General features: G+C 62.8%; 10 protein-coding genes. 6 read left to right on the forward strand and 4 right to left on the reverse strand.

The features are described from left to right. The first annotated feature begins 20 nt into the window (after positions 1 to 20). The gene (locus VI480_RS13170; protein ID WP_323673313.1) at positions 21 to 755 is read left to right on the forward strand and encodes an ABC transporter ATP-binding protein; all 735 of its coding nucleotides are present in this window, start codon (positions 21 to 23) and stop codon (positions 753 to 755) included. Between the two features lie 19 nt (positions 756 to 774). Beyond that, positions 775 to 1731, forward strand: a complete 957-nt coding sequence (locus VI480_RS13175) for a TauD/TfdA dioxygenase family protein (protein ID WP_323673314.1) — start codon at positions 775 to 777, stop codon at positions 1729 to 1731. Between the two features lie 34 nt (positions 1732 to 1765). Here VI480_RS13175 and VI480_RS13180 read toward each other — a convergent pair whose 3' ends face one another. The 4 genes from VI480_RS13180 to VI480_RS13195 form a co-directional block, all read right to left on the reverse strand. Continuing rightward, the gene (locus tag VI480_RS13180) at positions 1766 to 2875 is read right to left on the reverse strand and encodes a hypothetical protein (RefSeq protein ID WP_323673315.1); all 1110 of its coding nucleotides are present in this window, start codon (positions 2873 to 2875) and stop codon (positions 1766 to 1768) included. Between the two features lie 5 nt (positions 2876 to 2880). After that, positions 2881 to 5133, reverse strand: a complete 2253-nt coding sequence (locus VI480_RS13185; protein WP_323673316.1) for an arylsulfatase — start codon at positions 5131 to 5133, stop codon at positions 2881 to 2883. Between the two features lie 168 nt (positions 5134 to 5301). Further along, entirely contained in the window at positions 5302 to 5604 is a 303-nt protein-coding gene (locus VI480_RS13190; protein ID WP_323673317.1) for a DUF2442 domain-containing protein, read from the reverse strand. Between the two features lie 124 nt (positions 5605 to 5728). After that, positions 5729 to 6289, reverse strand: a complete 561-nt coding sequence (locus VI480_RS13195) for a hypothetical protein (protein WP_323673318.1) — start codon at positions 6287 to 6289, stop codon at positions 5729 to 5731. Between the two features lie 459 nt (positions 6290 to 6748). Here VI480_RS13195 and VI480_RS13200 point away from each other — a divergent pair, with 459 nt between their 5' ends. Genes VI480_RS13200 through VI480_RS13215 form a run of 4 tightly spaced genes read left to right on the forward strand, consistent with a single transcriptional unit; the run spans position 6749 to position 13938 of the window. After that, on the forward strand, positions 6749 to 8476 hold the full coding sequence (locus VI480_RS13200) for a class I SAM-dependent DNA methyltransferase (RefSeq protein WP_323673319.1): 1728 nt from the start codon (positions 6749 to 6751) through the stop codon (positions 8474 to 8476). Further along, a complete protein-coding gene (locus VI480_RS13205; protein WP_323673320.1) occupies positions 8476 to 9756 on the forward strand; it encodes a restriction endonuclease subunit S in 1281 nt (426 codons plus the stop codon). The genes VI480_RS13200 and VI480_RS13205 overlap by 1 nt, the downstream gene beginning before the upstream one ends. Further along, on the forward strand, positions 9753 to 10880 hold the full coding sequence (locus tag VI480_RS13210; RefSeq protein WP_323673321.1) for a hypothetical protein: 1128 nt from the start codon (positions 9753 to 9755) through the stop codon (positions 10878 to 10880). The genes VI480_RS13205 and VI480_RS13210 overlap by 4 nt, the downstream gene beginning before the upstream one ends. Then, positions 10873 to 13938, forward strand: a complete 3066-nt coding sequence (locus tag VI480_RS13215) for a type I restriction endonuclease subunit R (RefSeq protein WP_323673322.1) — start codon at positions 10873 to 10875, stop codon at positions 13936 to 13938. The genes VI480_RS13210 and VI480_RS13215 overlap by 8 nt, the downstream gene beginning before the upstream one ends. The last annotated feature ends 208 nt before the right edge of the window (positions 13939 to 14146 follow it).

The raw sequence follows: 14146 nt of genomic DNA on the forward strand, positions 1-14146 counted from the left end.
AGCGGCCAAGGAGCCTGACCATGCTCCGTCCGGCGCCGTTCACCGCCGTCGACGATGTCAGCTTCGAGCTCAAGTCGGGCGCGATTACAGCGATCGTCGGCGAATCCGGTTCGGGAAAGACCACTGTGGCTCGGGCGCTGCTGCGTCTCGTTCCATTCGAAGGGGAGGTGACGGTTGACGGTGTAGCGGTCCACGATCTGCCCACGTATCCGGGCCTCGACTACCGCCGCCGCATCCAGGCCGTCTTCCAAGATCCGCTGCAAGCGCTCAATCCGCGCCACAGCGCAGAGCAGCTGATCGGAGAGCCGCTGAGAGTGCACGGCCACCGCGAGCCCACCGAGCACAGCGCCCGCATCGATGAACTCCTTGAGCATGTCGGACTGGACGCTGAATTGCGGCCGCGCACGGCCCGGGAGCTCTCCGGCGGCCAGCGTCAGCGCGTCGCCATTGCGAGGGCGCTGGCGAGCGAGCCCCGGGTACTCGTCTTGGACGAGGCGCTCAGCTCTCTTGATGTGACGACGGGAACCCGAGTTGCCCGGTTGCTGCGAGCACTGGTCGATGCCGACAGTGCGATGCTGTTCATCGCCCACGACCTGGCTCTGGTCCGCCAGCTCTGCGACGAAGTGCTGGTCATGCACAACGGCCGCATCGTCGAGCGCGGCAGCCCCGACGACGTGTGCGACCGACCCCAGGATCCCTACACCCAGCGGCTCATCGCGGCCATCCCCGACCCGGCCGACGCGCTGGTCGGCTGAGCCGACTGAGGACAGCGGTATGAGCGCCGATCCCGACACGACCGCAACCGCAGGGCACGGCGCACAGCGTTCGGCCGATGTGCAGGTGCGGCCTCTCTCGGTGCACATCGGCGCTGAGATCGGCGGCGTTGACCTGAGCTGTGCGCTCACTCCCGCTGAGGTGGCCGACATCTGGGCGGCCCTGCTGCGCTGGAAAGTCGTCTTCTTCCGCGGTCAGGAGCTCGACCACCGCGCTCACGTCGCCATGGCGCGCCAATTCGGGGTGCCGACACCGGGTCATGTGGTGTTCGGAGGGAATGAGGAACACCCCGAGATCTACTCGATCGCCAAGTACCGGACCGCCAACAGCACGAACGCACCGCCGTTGATGCGGCCGTGGACCGGTTGGCACACCGACATCACTGCCGCGGTCAACCCGCCCGGACAATCGATTCTTCGCAGCGACACTGTCCCGCCATACGGCGGCGACACCCAGTGGGTCAACTTGGCGGCGGCGTACGAAGCCCTGTCTCCGGCACTTCGTGAGTTCGTCGACGGACTCCGAGGTGTGCACCGGTACGCCGTGCCGTCCGGTGGTCAGAGCTCGACTGAGCTCGAACGGAGCATTCGCGAGCAGTCTCTGGTCAGCGAACACCCGCTCGTGAGGGTCCATCCTGAAACCGGCGAGCGCGTCCTGTATGTGAGCCCGGCGTTTCTCGAAGCCATCGTCGATCTCGCTCCTCGTGAGAGCCAGGTTCTGCTGGAGATGTTGTGGGAGCACTCGGTGCGTCCCGAGTTCACGGTCAGATTCCGCTGGGAGCCGGGTTGTGTCGCCTTCTGGGACAACCGGTCGACGGCTCACCTCGCCCCGCGCGACATCTTCGAGACAGACTTCGACCGGCAGTTCTGGCGGGTCACGCTGATGGGCGAGGTACCGGTCGGGGTTGACGGCCGGTCGTCTACCTCAATCGAAGGGCGGCCGATCGCCCCAGCGTGAGCATGCCGGAGATGCTTCGGCCTTTTGGCTCTGCTTAACGATGACTGGCGAGAAAGAGCCGGGCCGCGTCGATCGCGACCTCGGCGGCCAAGGCCATGGCCTGCGGCGTCGTCGCGGCGGCGGCGGTGTCGGCGGTGGTGTGAAACAGCGATGACCCGCCCAGGAACGACAGCACCGACGCCCCCGCTTCGAACCAGTTGCCGCCCTCGCCGGGCCACGGACTCGCCTCGGTCAGCCGCCAATTTGCTGCGGCCACTCGGCTGCCGATCTCGTCGCGCAGCTCCCCATTGGCCGTTGTCAGCACCATCCGCTGATCGCCGAGCCCAGCCGGACCCGTCGATGTGGGTTCGACCGCCGCGACCGACGCGCCGAGATGGACGACCGGCCAGCCCACCACGTCGCGGCTGGCGAGATAGTGATTGAGACCGATGTGATCGATCTCGTGCCCGCTGCACACCGAGAGCGTGACGTGGTGATCGGCGGCGAGATCGACGGCCATCGCCAACGCGACTGCCAGACCGGTGCCGCGCTCGCCGCCGGCGGGGGTCCAGCCGGTCAGCGGTGTGGTGATGTTGATTGCTTTCGCGTCGGTCGAGCCGAACGTGGCGATGACATTGGCGCTGTGACCTGATTCCAGGGCCGCCGAGAAGGTCAACTCGGCGTCTGCGCCACGAACCCGCTCGGCCCAGTTGCCCGGGATGATGACTGCGGGGCGTCCTGATGCACGCATCTGCGGCACCCGGTTGCACTGCACGGGATGATCATCGAGGCCGTTGATGGCAAACACCAGCGCTTCTGCATCAGGGTCGGCGTCGAGGTAGGGGTCGAGCCCCCGCGGGTTGCCGACGATGCTGGCATCGAGGTCGACGACCGAAAGATCCCTGGTTCGCCAGTCGCCCACGGCGCTGTAGAAAACCCCGAGCGCAGGCACGATGCCCTCATCGATCCGCAAATCGACCGTGCAGACGAAGCGGTCGAACTCGAAGGGGTCCTCGTGCGCCGAGGCCCCGAGGCTTCGAAGGACGTCGATGAGCCACGCCGTGGTCTGGGCATCGGCGGGGGTCCCGGTGTGGTGGTTGCCGAAGCTCGCGTAGGTCGCGACGATCTCGTACAGCTCGTCTGCGCTGAACCTGGTTGTGGTCATCAGGCTCATTGGTCTGCCAACTGGTTCTGGTGCTCGACTTCGGCCGCTTTGATCAGGTCGTCGCGGTCGTCTTCGAGTTCGTATTCGACCCAATCGAGCCTACCCGTGAACGGGAAAGGGCCTTGGTAGGCGCCGGTGACCGTGGGGCCGGCGTCCTTGCCGATATCCATGCCGTACAGCGTCTCGCGATAGGGCAGCATCTCGACCGGACCACGCCCCAGCTCGCTCGCAGTGCCGTTGCTCACGCACGACAGCACCGCCGTGCCCACGAAATCAGCGCTCTTCGTGAACGTGACCACTAGGTCGAGCTGGCCCTCTCCCAACGGACCGTCGCTGCGCACCTCGAACATCTGACCGAGCCGGTTGTAGGCGAAGCACAGGTGATCGTGTTGCACGAATAAGGTCAACCCGGTGGTACGGGCGCCATAGGCCACGAGCACGCCGTCGTCGCCCGCTGCACGGGCGACCCGGGCAGTGATCGTGAACGACCGATTGCGAATATCGGGCGTCTTGCCGCGTTGGAGGTGAGGCGTCCCGGCGTAGAAGCGCTGCGTGCGTCCCGGCGGGCCATGACCCGGCCTGCGCTGCACGAAGGAGTTGCCGCCGCGCCCGTCGTCGAGGGGCATCACGTTGTACTTCCCCGCTTCGGACCACCACCGATGCACAAGATCTCGCACCTTGTCAGCGTGTGTCTCAGCAAGATCGGTGCACTCGGAGAAGTCCGCGTCGGTGTGGTACAGCGCCCACTGATCGTCTTCGAACGGGGTTCCGGGTGAGTGCATGGTCACTGCTTTCCACCCGTCGTGCCAGATGGCGCGATGGCCCAGCATCTCGTAGTACTGCGTCGTCTTGCGAGTCGGCGCCGATGGTGCATCGAACGTGTATCGCAAGCTCGTGCCCTCGACAGGCATCTGCGTAACGCCGTGGTAGGTCCCGGGCGCGGTGACGCCGATGCACTCGAGGATGGTCGGCGTCATGTCGCTCACATGGTGGTACTGGTCGCGCACGCCGCCGGCGTCGCTGATGCCATTGGGCCAGTGGACGATCAAGGGGTCGCGGATGCCGCCCTCGTAGGTGTTCTGCTTATAAAAGCGAAGCGGTGTGTTGCCGACCTGGGCCCAGCCCCACGGGTAGTTGTTGTAGATGTTCGGGCCGCCGATCTCGTCGATGCGCTCTGCCATGCCCTCTATGGGCGTCTGGATCTGGTTGAAGTAGGCCAGCTCGTTCAGAGTGCCGTGCTTGCCGCCTTCCTGGCTGGCGCCGTTGTCGGACACCAGCATCACGATCGTGTCGTCGAGCACGCCGATCATCTCGAGGTAATCGATGAGCCGCCCGACCTGATCGTCGGTGTGATCGAGGAAGCCGGCGAACGCCTCTTGCATTCGCAGGTAGACGGCCTTGTTGGTGTCGGGCAGCTCGTCCCACGGCTCGACGCCGGGGTTGCGCGGTGCCAGGGTCGTGCCTTCGGGCACGATGCCGAGCGCTAGCTGCCGCTCGAACCAGCGTTGCCGCACGATGTCCCAGCCGTCGTCGTAGCGGCCGCGGTACTTCTCGACGTAGTCGCGGGGCGCCTGGTGCGGCGAGTGGGTGGCACCGAAGGCCACGTACGCAAAGAATTGGTTGCCAGGTGCGGAGCCCTGATGGGCGGTGATCATTGCTATCGCCTGATCGACGAGATCTTCGGACAGGTGATAGCCGGCCTCCGACGGCGGGTCGATCGGATGGTTGTCAACCTGCAACTCGGGCGAGAACTGGTCGGTCGCTCCGCCCATGAAGCCGTAGAAGCGGTCGAAGCCACGCTGCAGAGGCCAGTGGTCCATCGGCCCGGCGGGCGAGCAGTCTTCGAGCGTCGCCAGATGCCACTTGCCGAGCGCGAAGGTGCCGTACCCGTGGCCGCGGAGCATCTCGGCCAGCGTCGCTGCGCTCGGCGAGATCACGCCGCGGCTGTTCGAGAATCCGTGGTCGATGTTCGAAACGGTCCGCATGCCGACTGAGTGGTGGTTGCGCCCCGTGAGCAGGCAGGCTCGGGTGGGCGAGCACAGCGCCGTGGTGTGGAAGTTCGTGTAGCGCAGCCCGCCGGCCGCCAGCCGGTCGATATTCGGTGTGTCGATGTCGGACCCGAAGCACCCGAGGTGCGCGAACCCGGTGTCGTCGAGCACGATCACGACGACATTGGGTGCCTCCGGGGGCGGACGCCTCGGCGGGTCCCACCCCGGTGTCGATTCGTGGATCGTGGTGCCAACTCTCGGTGAACTCAACGTGCGTCCCCTCCGCAGCAGATCCACGTCGGCGCGAGTGGCCGATCTCCCGGTGACCCTAGGTCAGCAACGCCGGGAACTCAGAGGTGACACCGGGTCGTTGCCGTACATGCGAATGACGATCCCGTAGAAGCCGCTGAGCTCGGCCATGACGAAACTGAGTTGATCTCAGCTCACCAGATCGGGCCACGGTTTCGGGTGCAGGTCTTCGAAACTCTTGCCGGTGAGATCCATGTACATGGACGTGGGATCGAGTTCGAGCGCATCGTCTTTGCCCCATGCGATAGCGCCGTACGGCCGCACGTGTGCGGTCTTGAAGAAAGTCGCGTCCGACCAAGCTGCGAAGACGCCTCGGGCTGACCACTCAGCTAGATCGACGATGCCGCTCACGCCATCGTCGAATCTGATCCACAGCTTGAACGGCTGTCGCGCTTCGACCTCGACAGCCTGCGGCGGGCGCGACACGTCCATGTCGAGAACTCTAGGTGGGTTCAAGATTGGCCTTGACGGCAGATCTCCCGGTGACCGTGGATCGGCGTGGCGCGCCTTGGACTAGGAGACGGGAAAGACTGCAGCGATGCTTGAGCGCCCTTCGTCAACCGACTCGCTGCTTTGGCCAGATGTCCACGAGGGTTTCAAGTTCCGAGCGCTCTGAGCCTTTGAGGTGGGCCCAGTGATTGCGGAGTTCGAGGCTGGCGTTGATGACTGCCCGGATTCGATCGACAGCCGAGTCGTCGAAGGGCGCGGCGAGAAATCTCCGAAGCCAGATTTCGACTTCGTCGCTGCGCCAGAGCCGGTAGCGACTGCGCGGATCGGTAACGGGGGGTGGGAACCCACCTGGTCCGCGCTCGCCTGTGATGAGGAGTCGCACGCTCTCGCGGGTTCGGCCGGTACGAGCAGCGATGTCGGCCATGGACACCAGTCCGGCATCCGCCAATCGAAGCACTGTGACCCCGGCAATGGACTCGAGTTCGGCGACGGCCGAGAGCACTGCGTCGCGAAGGGTGTTGGCTTCACGGTCGAAATCGGCGAACTGGATGCCGTCGACTTGGCCGATCAATGCATCGTCGCAGCCGGCTTCGAACACCTTGTCGATGAGTTCGTCTGACTGAAGGTCAGGTCCTTCGACGATCAGAGTGAAAGTGTGAGTGGTCATGGTCAGGTGTCGTTGTCTCGTTCGGAGATGTGATTGCATCGGTCCAGAGCTCGCCGGAGCTGTCGGGCGTGATTGTCGGAGCTACGTGGTGTTGACCAAATGGAGACCTGGCAGCCCGATCGACTGGACTCGACGCAGCGGGCAACGCCCCAGCGGTGCCCGGATGCTGTCTGGGTAACGATCCAGCCGGCGTCTTCGAGTTCTGCCAATGCGGCTTCAACCTCCTTCTTCGGGTGCCGCGCCCTCGGCATGTTGACACCATACAACGCGCGTTGGATCGCGTCAACGGCACAGGCAGGGAGTGACGGGCCGTGGAGTCGTCAGTGACGATGTAGATGAGGGTCAATCACGTCGAAGGCCGCCACGAGTACTGTCAGCTTCGGCGCGGATCAGTGCAACCGACGACCTGTTCGGGGCTAGCGCATAGCTAGCCATGCCGCGTGGCTCTTGGTGGCAAGCATGCCGGAAGGGAAGATCGCTGAGAACCGGACGGAGTCCATCTTGACAACCGATATGAATGAGGCCGAGCTGACGTATGCGGAGATTCTCTGGAAGGCTGCCGATGCCCTGCGAGGCCAGATCGATGCTGCCGAGTACAAGCATGTTGTGCTCGGGTTGCTCTTCCTGAAGTATGTTTCTGATTCGTTCGAGGCGCGGCGTGATGAACTCAAGGCAGAACTGGCGGCCGACGGCATAGTTGGCCCGCAGCTTGAGAGCTTGCTGGAGAACCGAGACGAATATGCCGCCGAAAGGATCTTCTGGGTCCCGCGCGAGGCGCGGTGGCACGAACTTCAGAGCCAGGCTGCGCGTGCCGACATAGCGGCCCTGCTTGACGACGCGATCCTTGCGGTCGAGCGCGACAACTCAGGCCTGAAGGGACAGCTGCCGCGTGACTACGCGCGCCGGGGCATAGCGCCCGAGAAGCTGAAGGGCCTCATCGACTTGATCGCTGACATTGGGTTCAAGGACGATCGCGCGAAAGCCCGGGACATGCTCGGTCGCGTATACGAGTACTTTCTCGGCAAATTCGCCCAAGCTGAGGGGAAGCTCGGTGGCGAGTTCTTCACGCCTCGTTGCATCGTGCGTCTGCTGGTGGAGATGCTTGAGCCCTACGAGGGTCGCGTCTACGACCCCTGCTGCGGGTCGGCCGGAATGTTCGTTCAGTCCGAACGCTTCGTGGAAGCCCACGGTGGGCTGAAAACCGACATCTCAATCTTTGGTCAGGAGTCGAATCCAACCACTTGGCGGCTCGCACACATGAACCTCGCCATTCGCGGCATCGAGGCCAATCTTGGCGCGCAACCAGCCGACAGCTTCCTGCGTGACCTGCATCCCGATCTCAAGGCTGACTACATCCTCGCCAATCCGCCATTCAACATCTCAGATTGGTCAGCCCAGCTTCTGGCTGACGACGTGCGGTGGCGATACGGCACGCCCCCAGTCGGCAACGCGAACTACGCTTGGATACAGCACTTCATTCACCACCTCGCTCCGCCAAATGGTCGTGGTGGTGGGGTGGCTGGTTTCGTCATGGCCAACGGCTCACTCTCGTCGGGATCGGGAGGCGAGGGCGAGATACGCCAGCGCATCGTCGAGGCGGACTTGGTTGACGCCATCGTGGCGTTGCCGCCGCAGTTGTTTCTCACGACTGGCATCCCTGCTTGCCTTTGGTTCCTGACGCGAGACAAGAGCGGACAGAATCTCAAGGCAGGTGGCCGTGACCGCGCGGGTGAGACGCTCTTTATTGATGCCCGCAATCTCGGTGTAATGGAAACCCGCACCCTCCGGGTGCTCAGCAGCGGTGACGACTACGGCGCCTTGCTCGCAAATGGCTTCAGCGATCCGCGTCACGACTCAGATATTGGCCGAATCACCTACGCATTCCGTCAGTGGCGTGGTGAGCCCCCGCCGCTGTGGTGGGAAGATGCTGTACATGGCCAGTGGGCTTACAGCGACATCCCGGGCTTCTGCAAGAGCGAGAACATCGAGGGCATCAGGGGGCATGGGTTTGTGCTCAACCCAGGAAGGTTCGTCGGCGCCGAACGACAGGACGATGATGGAGAGCCATTCTCGGAGAAGTTCCCTCGTTTGATGGCCGAATTGGAAGATTCCCTTGCTCACGAAGAGCGGCTGACTGAGGAGGTACGGGCGGCGCTCGCTCGGTTGAGCGGGGGAACCCCCAGCTGATGAGCCAAGCGTGGCCTGTAGTACCGCTTGGCGAAATTGCGGATGTCGTGGGAGGAGGCACACCATCCACCAAGGAACCCTCGTATTGGGGAGGTGAAATCGCCTGGGTCACACCAAAGGACCTTTCTCAGCTAACGAGCCGATTCGTGGAGCGCGGAGCTCGAAGCATCACGGTCGAAGGGCTCGAATCCTCGTCGGCCAAGGTGCTTCCTCCGGGTGCGCTTGTTGTCTCGAGTCGTGCGCCTATCGGCTACGTGGCAATTGCCGATGTGCCGCTTGCAACCAGTCAGGGTTGTCGGTCGCTTGTGTTCACAGGCGATGAGCCGATGTTCTTCTACTACGTGTTGAAGTCATCTACCGAAAAGCTCGAAGCTCTGGCTAATGGCACCACCTTCAGGGAAATCTCAGGGGCGGGTATGAAGCGCGTTGTAGTTCCAAGGCCTCCACTCGATCAGCAGAGGTCTATTGCCACAATCCTAGGCGCATTCGACAACAAAATCGAGCGGCGGCAGCAGACGGCGCTGTTGGCAGAACAATTGATCCGAGCAATCTTCCAGGCTTGGTTCGTTGATTTTGGACCGGTAAGGGCAAGAGCCGCCGGCGAGACCTCGTTCCCTTCGATGCCGCAGCCGCTCTTCGATGCGTTACCCACGCGCCTCGAGGATTCCCGCATCGGCCTCGTGCCGGAGGGTTGGAAGGTGGAATCGATTGGGGATGTCGTCGGGGTCAGGGGCGGCGGCACTCCGAGCACTAGGCAATCCGAGTACTGGGATGGCGGCATCCATTGTTGGGCGACACCGAAGGATATGTCGCGTCTGACGCATCCCGTGCTGCTAGATACGGAGCGTTACATCACAGACGCGGGTGCTGACTCGATCAGCTCCGGCATCCTGCCCATTGGAACGGTGTTGATGTCATCTCGTGCCCCAGTGGGCTATCTGGCGATCGCCGGGGTGCCTACTGCGGTCAACCAAGGTTTCATCGCGATGGTGTGTGAGGGTCGGTTACCGCCAATCTACATTCTTAGCTGGGCACAGAGCTCAATGGACTCGATCAGAGCGCAGGCGAGCGGAACAACATTCCCTGAAATTAGCAAGAAGAATTTTCGACCATTGCCAGTTGTCGTGCCTCCCCCGGATGTCATCGCTGGCTATCAGGATGCGATCAACCCCCTCTTTGATCTACTTACATCTTCGGTACGTGAAAGCGTCCAACTGGCGAGTGTGCGGGACTACGTGCTCCAAGAACTCTTGACAGGGGCGGTGAGAGTCGAACCATGAGTGACGCGCTCGCCCGCGACCAGCGGGAAGCCGAGAGTACTGATTCTGATCAGGCGCTCATCGTACGCCGACGTTCGAGAGACGAGCAGGACTATCGTGATTGGTGTGAGGGCTCATACGAAACAGTACGACTCGGGCAAGAGGAGTTTCATCCTGCCGATGTATTCGACAGACTTGCGCCAGACGCGGCCCGCCGCGGTCGCGACGAAGCTTCGGCGCAAGCCCGGGCGGATCTTGAGCAGACAGTATGTGAACACTTTCCTGCCCCGATCGCCGTGCCGTTTCACGGTTTTCTTGAGGGTCCACGTCAACCGTTGCAGCGACTGCATCGTCTCCGCGACGCATGGGAGTCTCTAGTCCGCCTATTGGCCGCACTCGCGCTCTCGGAGGCGGCTCGATCCGTGAGTTCCTTAGCGCCATTGATCATTCGCGAAGGAAGGGATCAGAGGTGGCGTACATGCAAGGCTCGTGATCTGCGCACTGACAAGCTGGCCATACGTATCGGCCTTATCGAGGGAGTAGTACGCCAAGCACAAGAGGTTGGTGTGGGGTTGCAGGTCGCGTCCTTGGTGCCTATAGAGCTCATTGCCGAAATTCGACGACTCAACGTCGTTCGAAATGGGTTCTCTCACGAAGCAACGAAGTCAGATGCCCAAGCCAACGCGATCATCGACGAGGCATATCCCATGGTGCGTGAAATTTTGCTCGATCTCCGGGACATGCAGAATGTAGAGCTCTTTCGCATTCCCAGCATCCAAGCGGGTGGTCGGGTCGAGGTCGAGAAGCTGACGGGACATGCGCAGAGTCGCCGTATTCACGAGGAGGTATTCGATTCTGAGGCGGCGGCGCTTGCGCTATCCGCAGCGCCCGTTGATGGAATGTCGAGAGTTCTAGCTCGCGCGCGAGGAGTGGCCCTAGACCTGAGCCCGTTCCTGTATGCGGATGACGACGATACCGGGCATCGCACCAGGATATTTCAGTACAAGGGCAATAAGGGCGGCAAGTGGCAGATGGAGTGCGTGGCCGATTCGACTACTAAGACATCTCCTGCAGCTCAGCATGAGACCCTGCTCGAGCCTTTCGAGAAGCTCTTTGGGCGGAGTAGGGAAGGCCGCGATGACTGATGTGGACGAGAAGCTCATCGAGGATTGGACATCAGATCATTTTGGCACAATCGGTGTAGAAACCAAGTGGGGCGTTGAGATCGATGAGGCGGGCGAGCGTGGCGATACTACAGAAGTAATCCTAGAATCTCGCCTCGCCGCGGCACTGCGTCGCCTCAATCCCGAGTTGCCACACAGCAGTATCGAGGAGGCCGTGCGCGTTCTGTCGCGCCCACCGTATCCGACGCTCTCACTGAACAATCGTTGGTTCCACGGCTTGGTCACGGATGGCGTTGAGGTCGAATACCGCGACGCATCCAGCGGTGAGGTGCGGGGTGGCCGTGCGCGCGTCATTGCCTTCGGCGACTCAACAACGAATGAACTACTGGTAGTCCGGCAGCTCACCGTCGCTACGGCGTCGGGCAAGGTCATCCGCCCGGACCTAACGGTGTATCTGAATGGTTTGCCGGTCGCGGTCGTCGAGTTGAAGAATCCGAGCAACATCCATGCCGACCTTGGCACCGCGATCGACCAGCTCGGTCGTTACATGGAGACAGCACCCGACCTGTTCGTGCCGAATCTGCTTCTGGCCGTGTCGGATGGGATGCTGAGCCGCGTCGGCTCGATCACTGGCGGGCGTAGTCGCTTCACGCCCTGGCGGCCGCTGAACGACGCTGGCGGCGACGCACCGACGCTGGAGGCATTGATACACGGCTTGCTCGAGCCGGCCACGCTGGCGGACTACTTGCGGACATGTGTCACTTTCGAGGAGGACGAGCGAGGCGACATCGTCAAAAGGATCGCGGGCTACCACCAATTCCGTGCGGTGCGCAAGACTCGGGCCAGAGTCCTGGAGCACCTGAAACCGCCGTTTGGTAATGGCGACGGCCGCGGGGGAGTCGTCTGGCACACACAGGGCTCGGGCAAGTCGCTAACGATGCTGATGCTGGCGGCTGCGCTTATACGCGAGCCGCGTCTATCCAATCCAACCGTGGTCATGATCACCGACCGTACGGACCTCGACGATCAGTTGTTCGATACCTTCGCGTCCGGGCGTGCTCCGCTACGGCAGACTCCTGTCCAGGCCACCAGTCGCGAGCATCTGAAGTCACTGCTCGACCGTGCCTCGGGTGGCGTGGTGTTCACAACGATTCAGAAGTTCGCCGAGGTACATGGCGTGATCTCGGAACGCGCCAACGTGGTGGTGATGGCCGACGAAGCGCACCGTAGTCAGTACGGCTTCGTCGAGGGTGGTGCACGCTGGATGCGCGACGCGCTGCCCAACGCCACCTTCGTCGGATTCACTGGCACTCCGCTTGAGCGCGACGACAAGAACACGGCGCACGTTTTCGGCGACTACGCAGACATTTATGACATTCGCAAGGCCGTCGAAGATGGCGCGACCCGGCCGCTCTACTACGAGTCGCGCATCGTCACGCTGAAGGTCGACGAAGAAGGTGCACGGGCTGCTGAGGAAGAGCTCGAACACCTCCTTGACGCTGACCGCAGAGGAGCAGAGTCAGACGACCGGATTCGCGTGTCTATGGAGTCGCTGGTCGGTGCCGCGGAGCGCATCGAACGATTGGCGGCATTCGTTGTCGACCATTGGGAGAAGCGCCGCGCAGCCATGGAAGGCAAGGCGATGATCGTCACCATGAGCCGCGTTATCGCTGCACGGCTCTACGAGTCGATCCGAGTACTGCGCCCGGATTGGCACGACGCCGACGACCAGCGCGGAGCAATGAAGGTGGTTGTCACCGGGATGGCTGATGACCCCGAGCCGCTTCGCAGCCACATGCGCACCAAGGCGGCGCGCAAGCGGTTGGCAGAGCGATTCAAGGCCCCGGACGACGATCTGCGGATCGTGATTGTGTGCGATATGTGGCTGACTGGTTTTGACTGTCCTCCGGCGCACACGATGTATCTGGACAAGCCGTTGGCGGGACACAACCTGATGCAGGCCATCGCACGCGTCAACCGCGTTCACGGCGACAAGCCCGGCGGCTTGATCGTCGACCTTCTCGGGCTCACAAACGAGTTGGCGGACGCGTTGGCCACCTACACCCAAGCTGGCGGCACAGGTGTGGCAGTGCGCGAGGTGCAGGACGAGGCGGTGCCCGTAATGCAGGCGGCGTTCGAAGCGCTGCGCGACTTCTTCCATGGCTGCGAGTACGAGCAAGCACTCGACGCAGCGCCCGGAGAGGTCCTGCCCGTGTATCTACGCACGATTGACCACGTGTTCGGGCAGGACGATGGCTGGACACGTCTGAACAAGCTCGTCAAGGAGCTGTCAGCGGCCTTTGCCTTGGCGGTGCCTCGACCAGAGACCGAAGCCATCACGCCGCATCTGGCCTTCTTCCAACGTGTTGCCGCCATGATTCGCAAGCGTTTGGCTGACGAGTCCAGCAAAGGCACGGGGCATGCTCAACGGCGCGATGTCGACGCGGCCGTGCGGCAGGTGATTGGTGGGGCAGTGGCCGCGGACGAGGTGATCGACCTCTTCGCCGTGGCGGGCTTGTCCGACGCCCGCCTGGACATTCTGAGCGACGAATTCCTAGGTCGCGTGGCGGCTCTGGATGAGAAGAACTTGGCGCTAGAGACCTTGAGGAAGCTCCTGAACGACCAGATCCGAGTCACGGAGCGGAGGAACCTGGTGCAGAGCAGGAAACTCCGCGAGGCGCTCGAAGACGCAATGCGTCTCTACACGAACAAGGCGATCACAACCGCCGAGATGATCTCCCGGCTCATCGACTTGGCGAAGCAGCTCCGCGAGGCCCAGCGGCACGGCGAGGAGCTTGGGCTGAGTCCCGAAGAGACGGCGTTCTACGACGCTCTCGCCGACAACGAGTCAGCCGTCGAGGCTATGAAGAGCGACGCGCTGCGACTCATGGCCAGAGAGCTGACGGAAATGATCAAGGTGATGCCAAAGCTCGACTGGGCCCAGCGCGAGTCGGTACGGGCGGACCTGCGGCGCAACGTCCGTCGGCTGCTGGCTAGGTATGGCTATCCGCCAGATCTGGCGGAGGATGCCACGCAGCTCGTGCTACGCCAGGCGGAGCTCTCGGTGGATGCCGAATAGAGCGGTATCGATGACGAACCGTCCCGAATTCTTGCTGTCGGGCAGCGCGCTTGGCTTTGTCCGGGCCACGGCCGCGGACTTTGGCAACGGGGACTGACCAGCGAGCGTCGCGCACTCGCTGGTGACCTTCAACGCTCCCTCGGGCCTGTTGGGGCAGTGGGTGCCGGTCCCCGCGAGGTCCTTTCGGCGCTGCAATCCTCCAACCGAC

The sequence above is a fragment of the Candidatus Poriferisodalis multihospitum genome (assembly GCF_028283155.1).
GTDB classification, from domain to species: domain Bacteria; phylum Actinomycetota; class Acidimicrobiia; order Acidimicrobiales; family Poriferisodalaceae; genus Poriferisodalis; species Poriferisodalis multihospitum.

Bases quoted from the DNA above. Each gene is read 5' to 3' on its own strand.
- VI480_RS13215 (WP_323673322.1), top strand. From the start codon at position 10,873: ATGACTGATGTGGACGAGAAGCTCATCGAGGATTGGACATCAGATCAT.
- VI480_RS13175 (WP_323673314.1), top strand. From the start codon at position 775: ATGAGCGCCGATCCCGACACGACCGCAACCGCAGGGCACGGCGCACAG.
- VI480_RS13170 (WP_323673313.1), top strand. From the start codon at position 21: ATGCTCCGTCCGGCGCCGTTCACCGCCGTCGACGATGTCAGCTTCGAG.
- VI480_RS13190 (WP_323673317.1), bottom strand. From the start codon at position 5,604: ATGGACGTGTCGCGCCCGCCGCAGGCTGTCGAGGTCGAAGCGCGACAG.
- VI480_RS13205 (WP_323673320.1), top strand. From the start codon at position 8,476: ATGAGCCAAGCGTGGCCTGTAGTACCGCTTGGCGAAATTGCGGATGTC.
- VI480_RS13180 (WP_323673315.1), bottom strand. From the start codon at position 2,875: ATGACCACAACCAGGTTCAGCGCAGACGAGCTGTACGAGATCGTCGCG.
- VI480_RS13195 (WP_323673318.1), bottom strand. From the start codon at position 6,289: ATGACCACTCACACTTTCACTCTGATCGTCGAAGGACCTGACCTTCAG.
- VI480_RS13210 (WP_323673321.1), top strand. From the start codon at position 9,753: ATGAGTGACGCGCTCGCCCGCGACCAGCGGGAAGCCGAGAGTACTGAT.
- VI480_RS13200 (WP_323673319.1), top strand. From the start codon at position 6,749: ATGCCGGAAGGGAAGATCGCTGAGAACCGGACGGAGTCCATCTTGACA.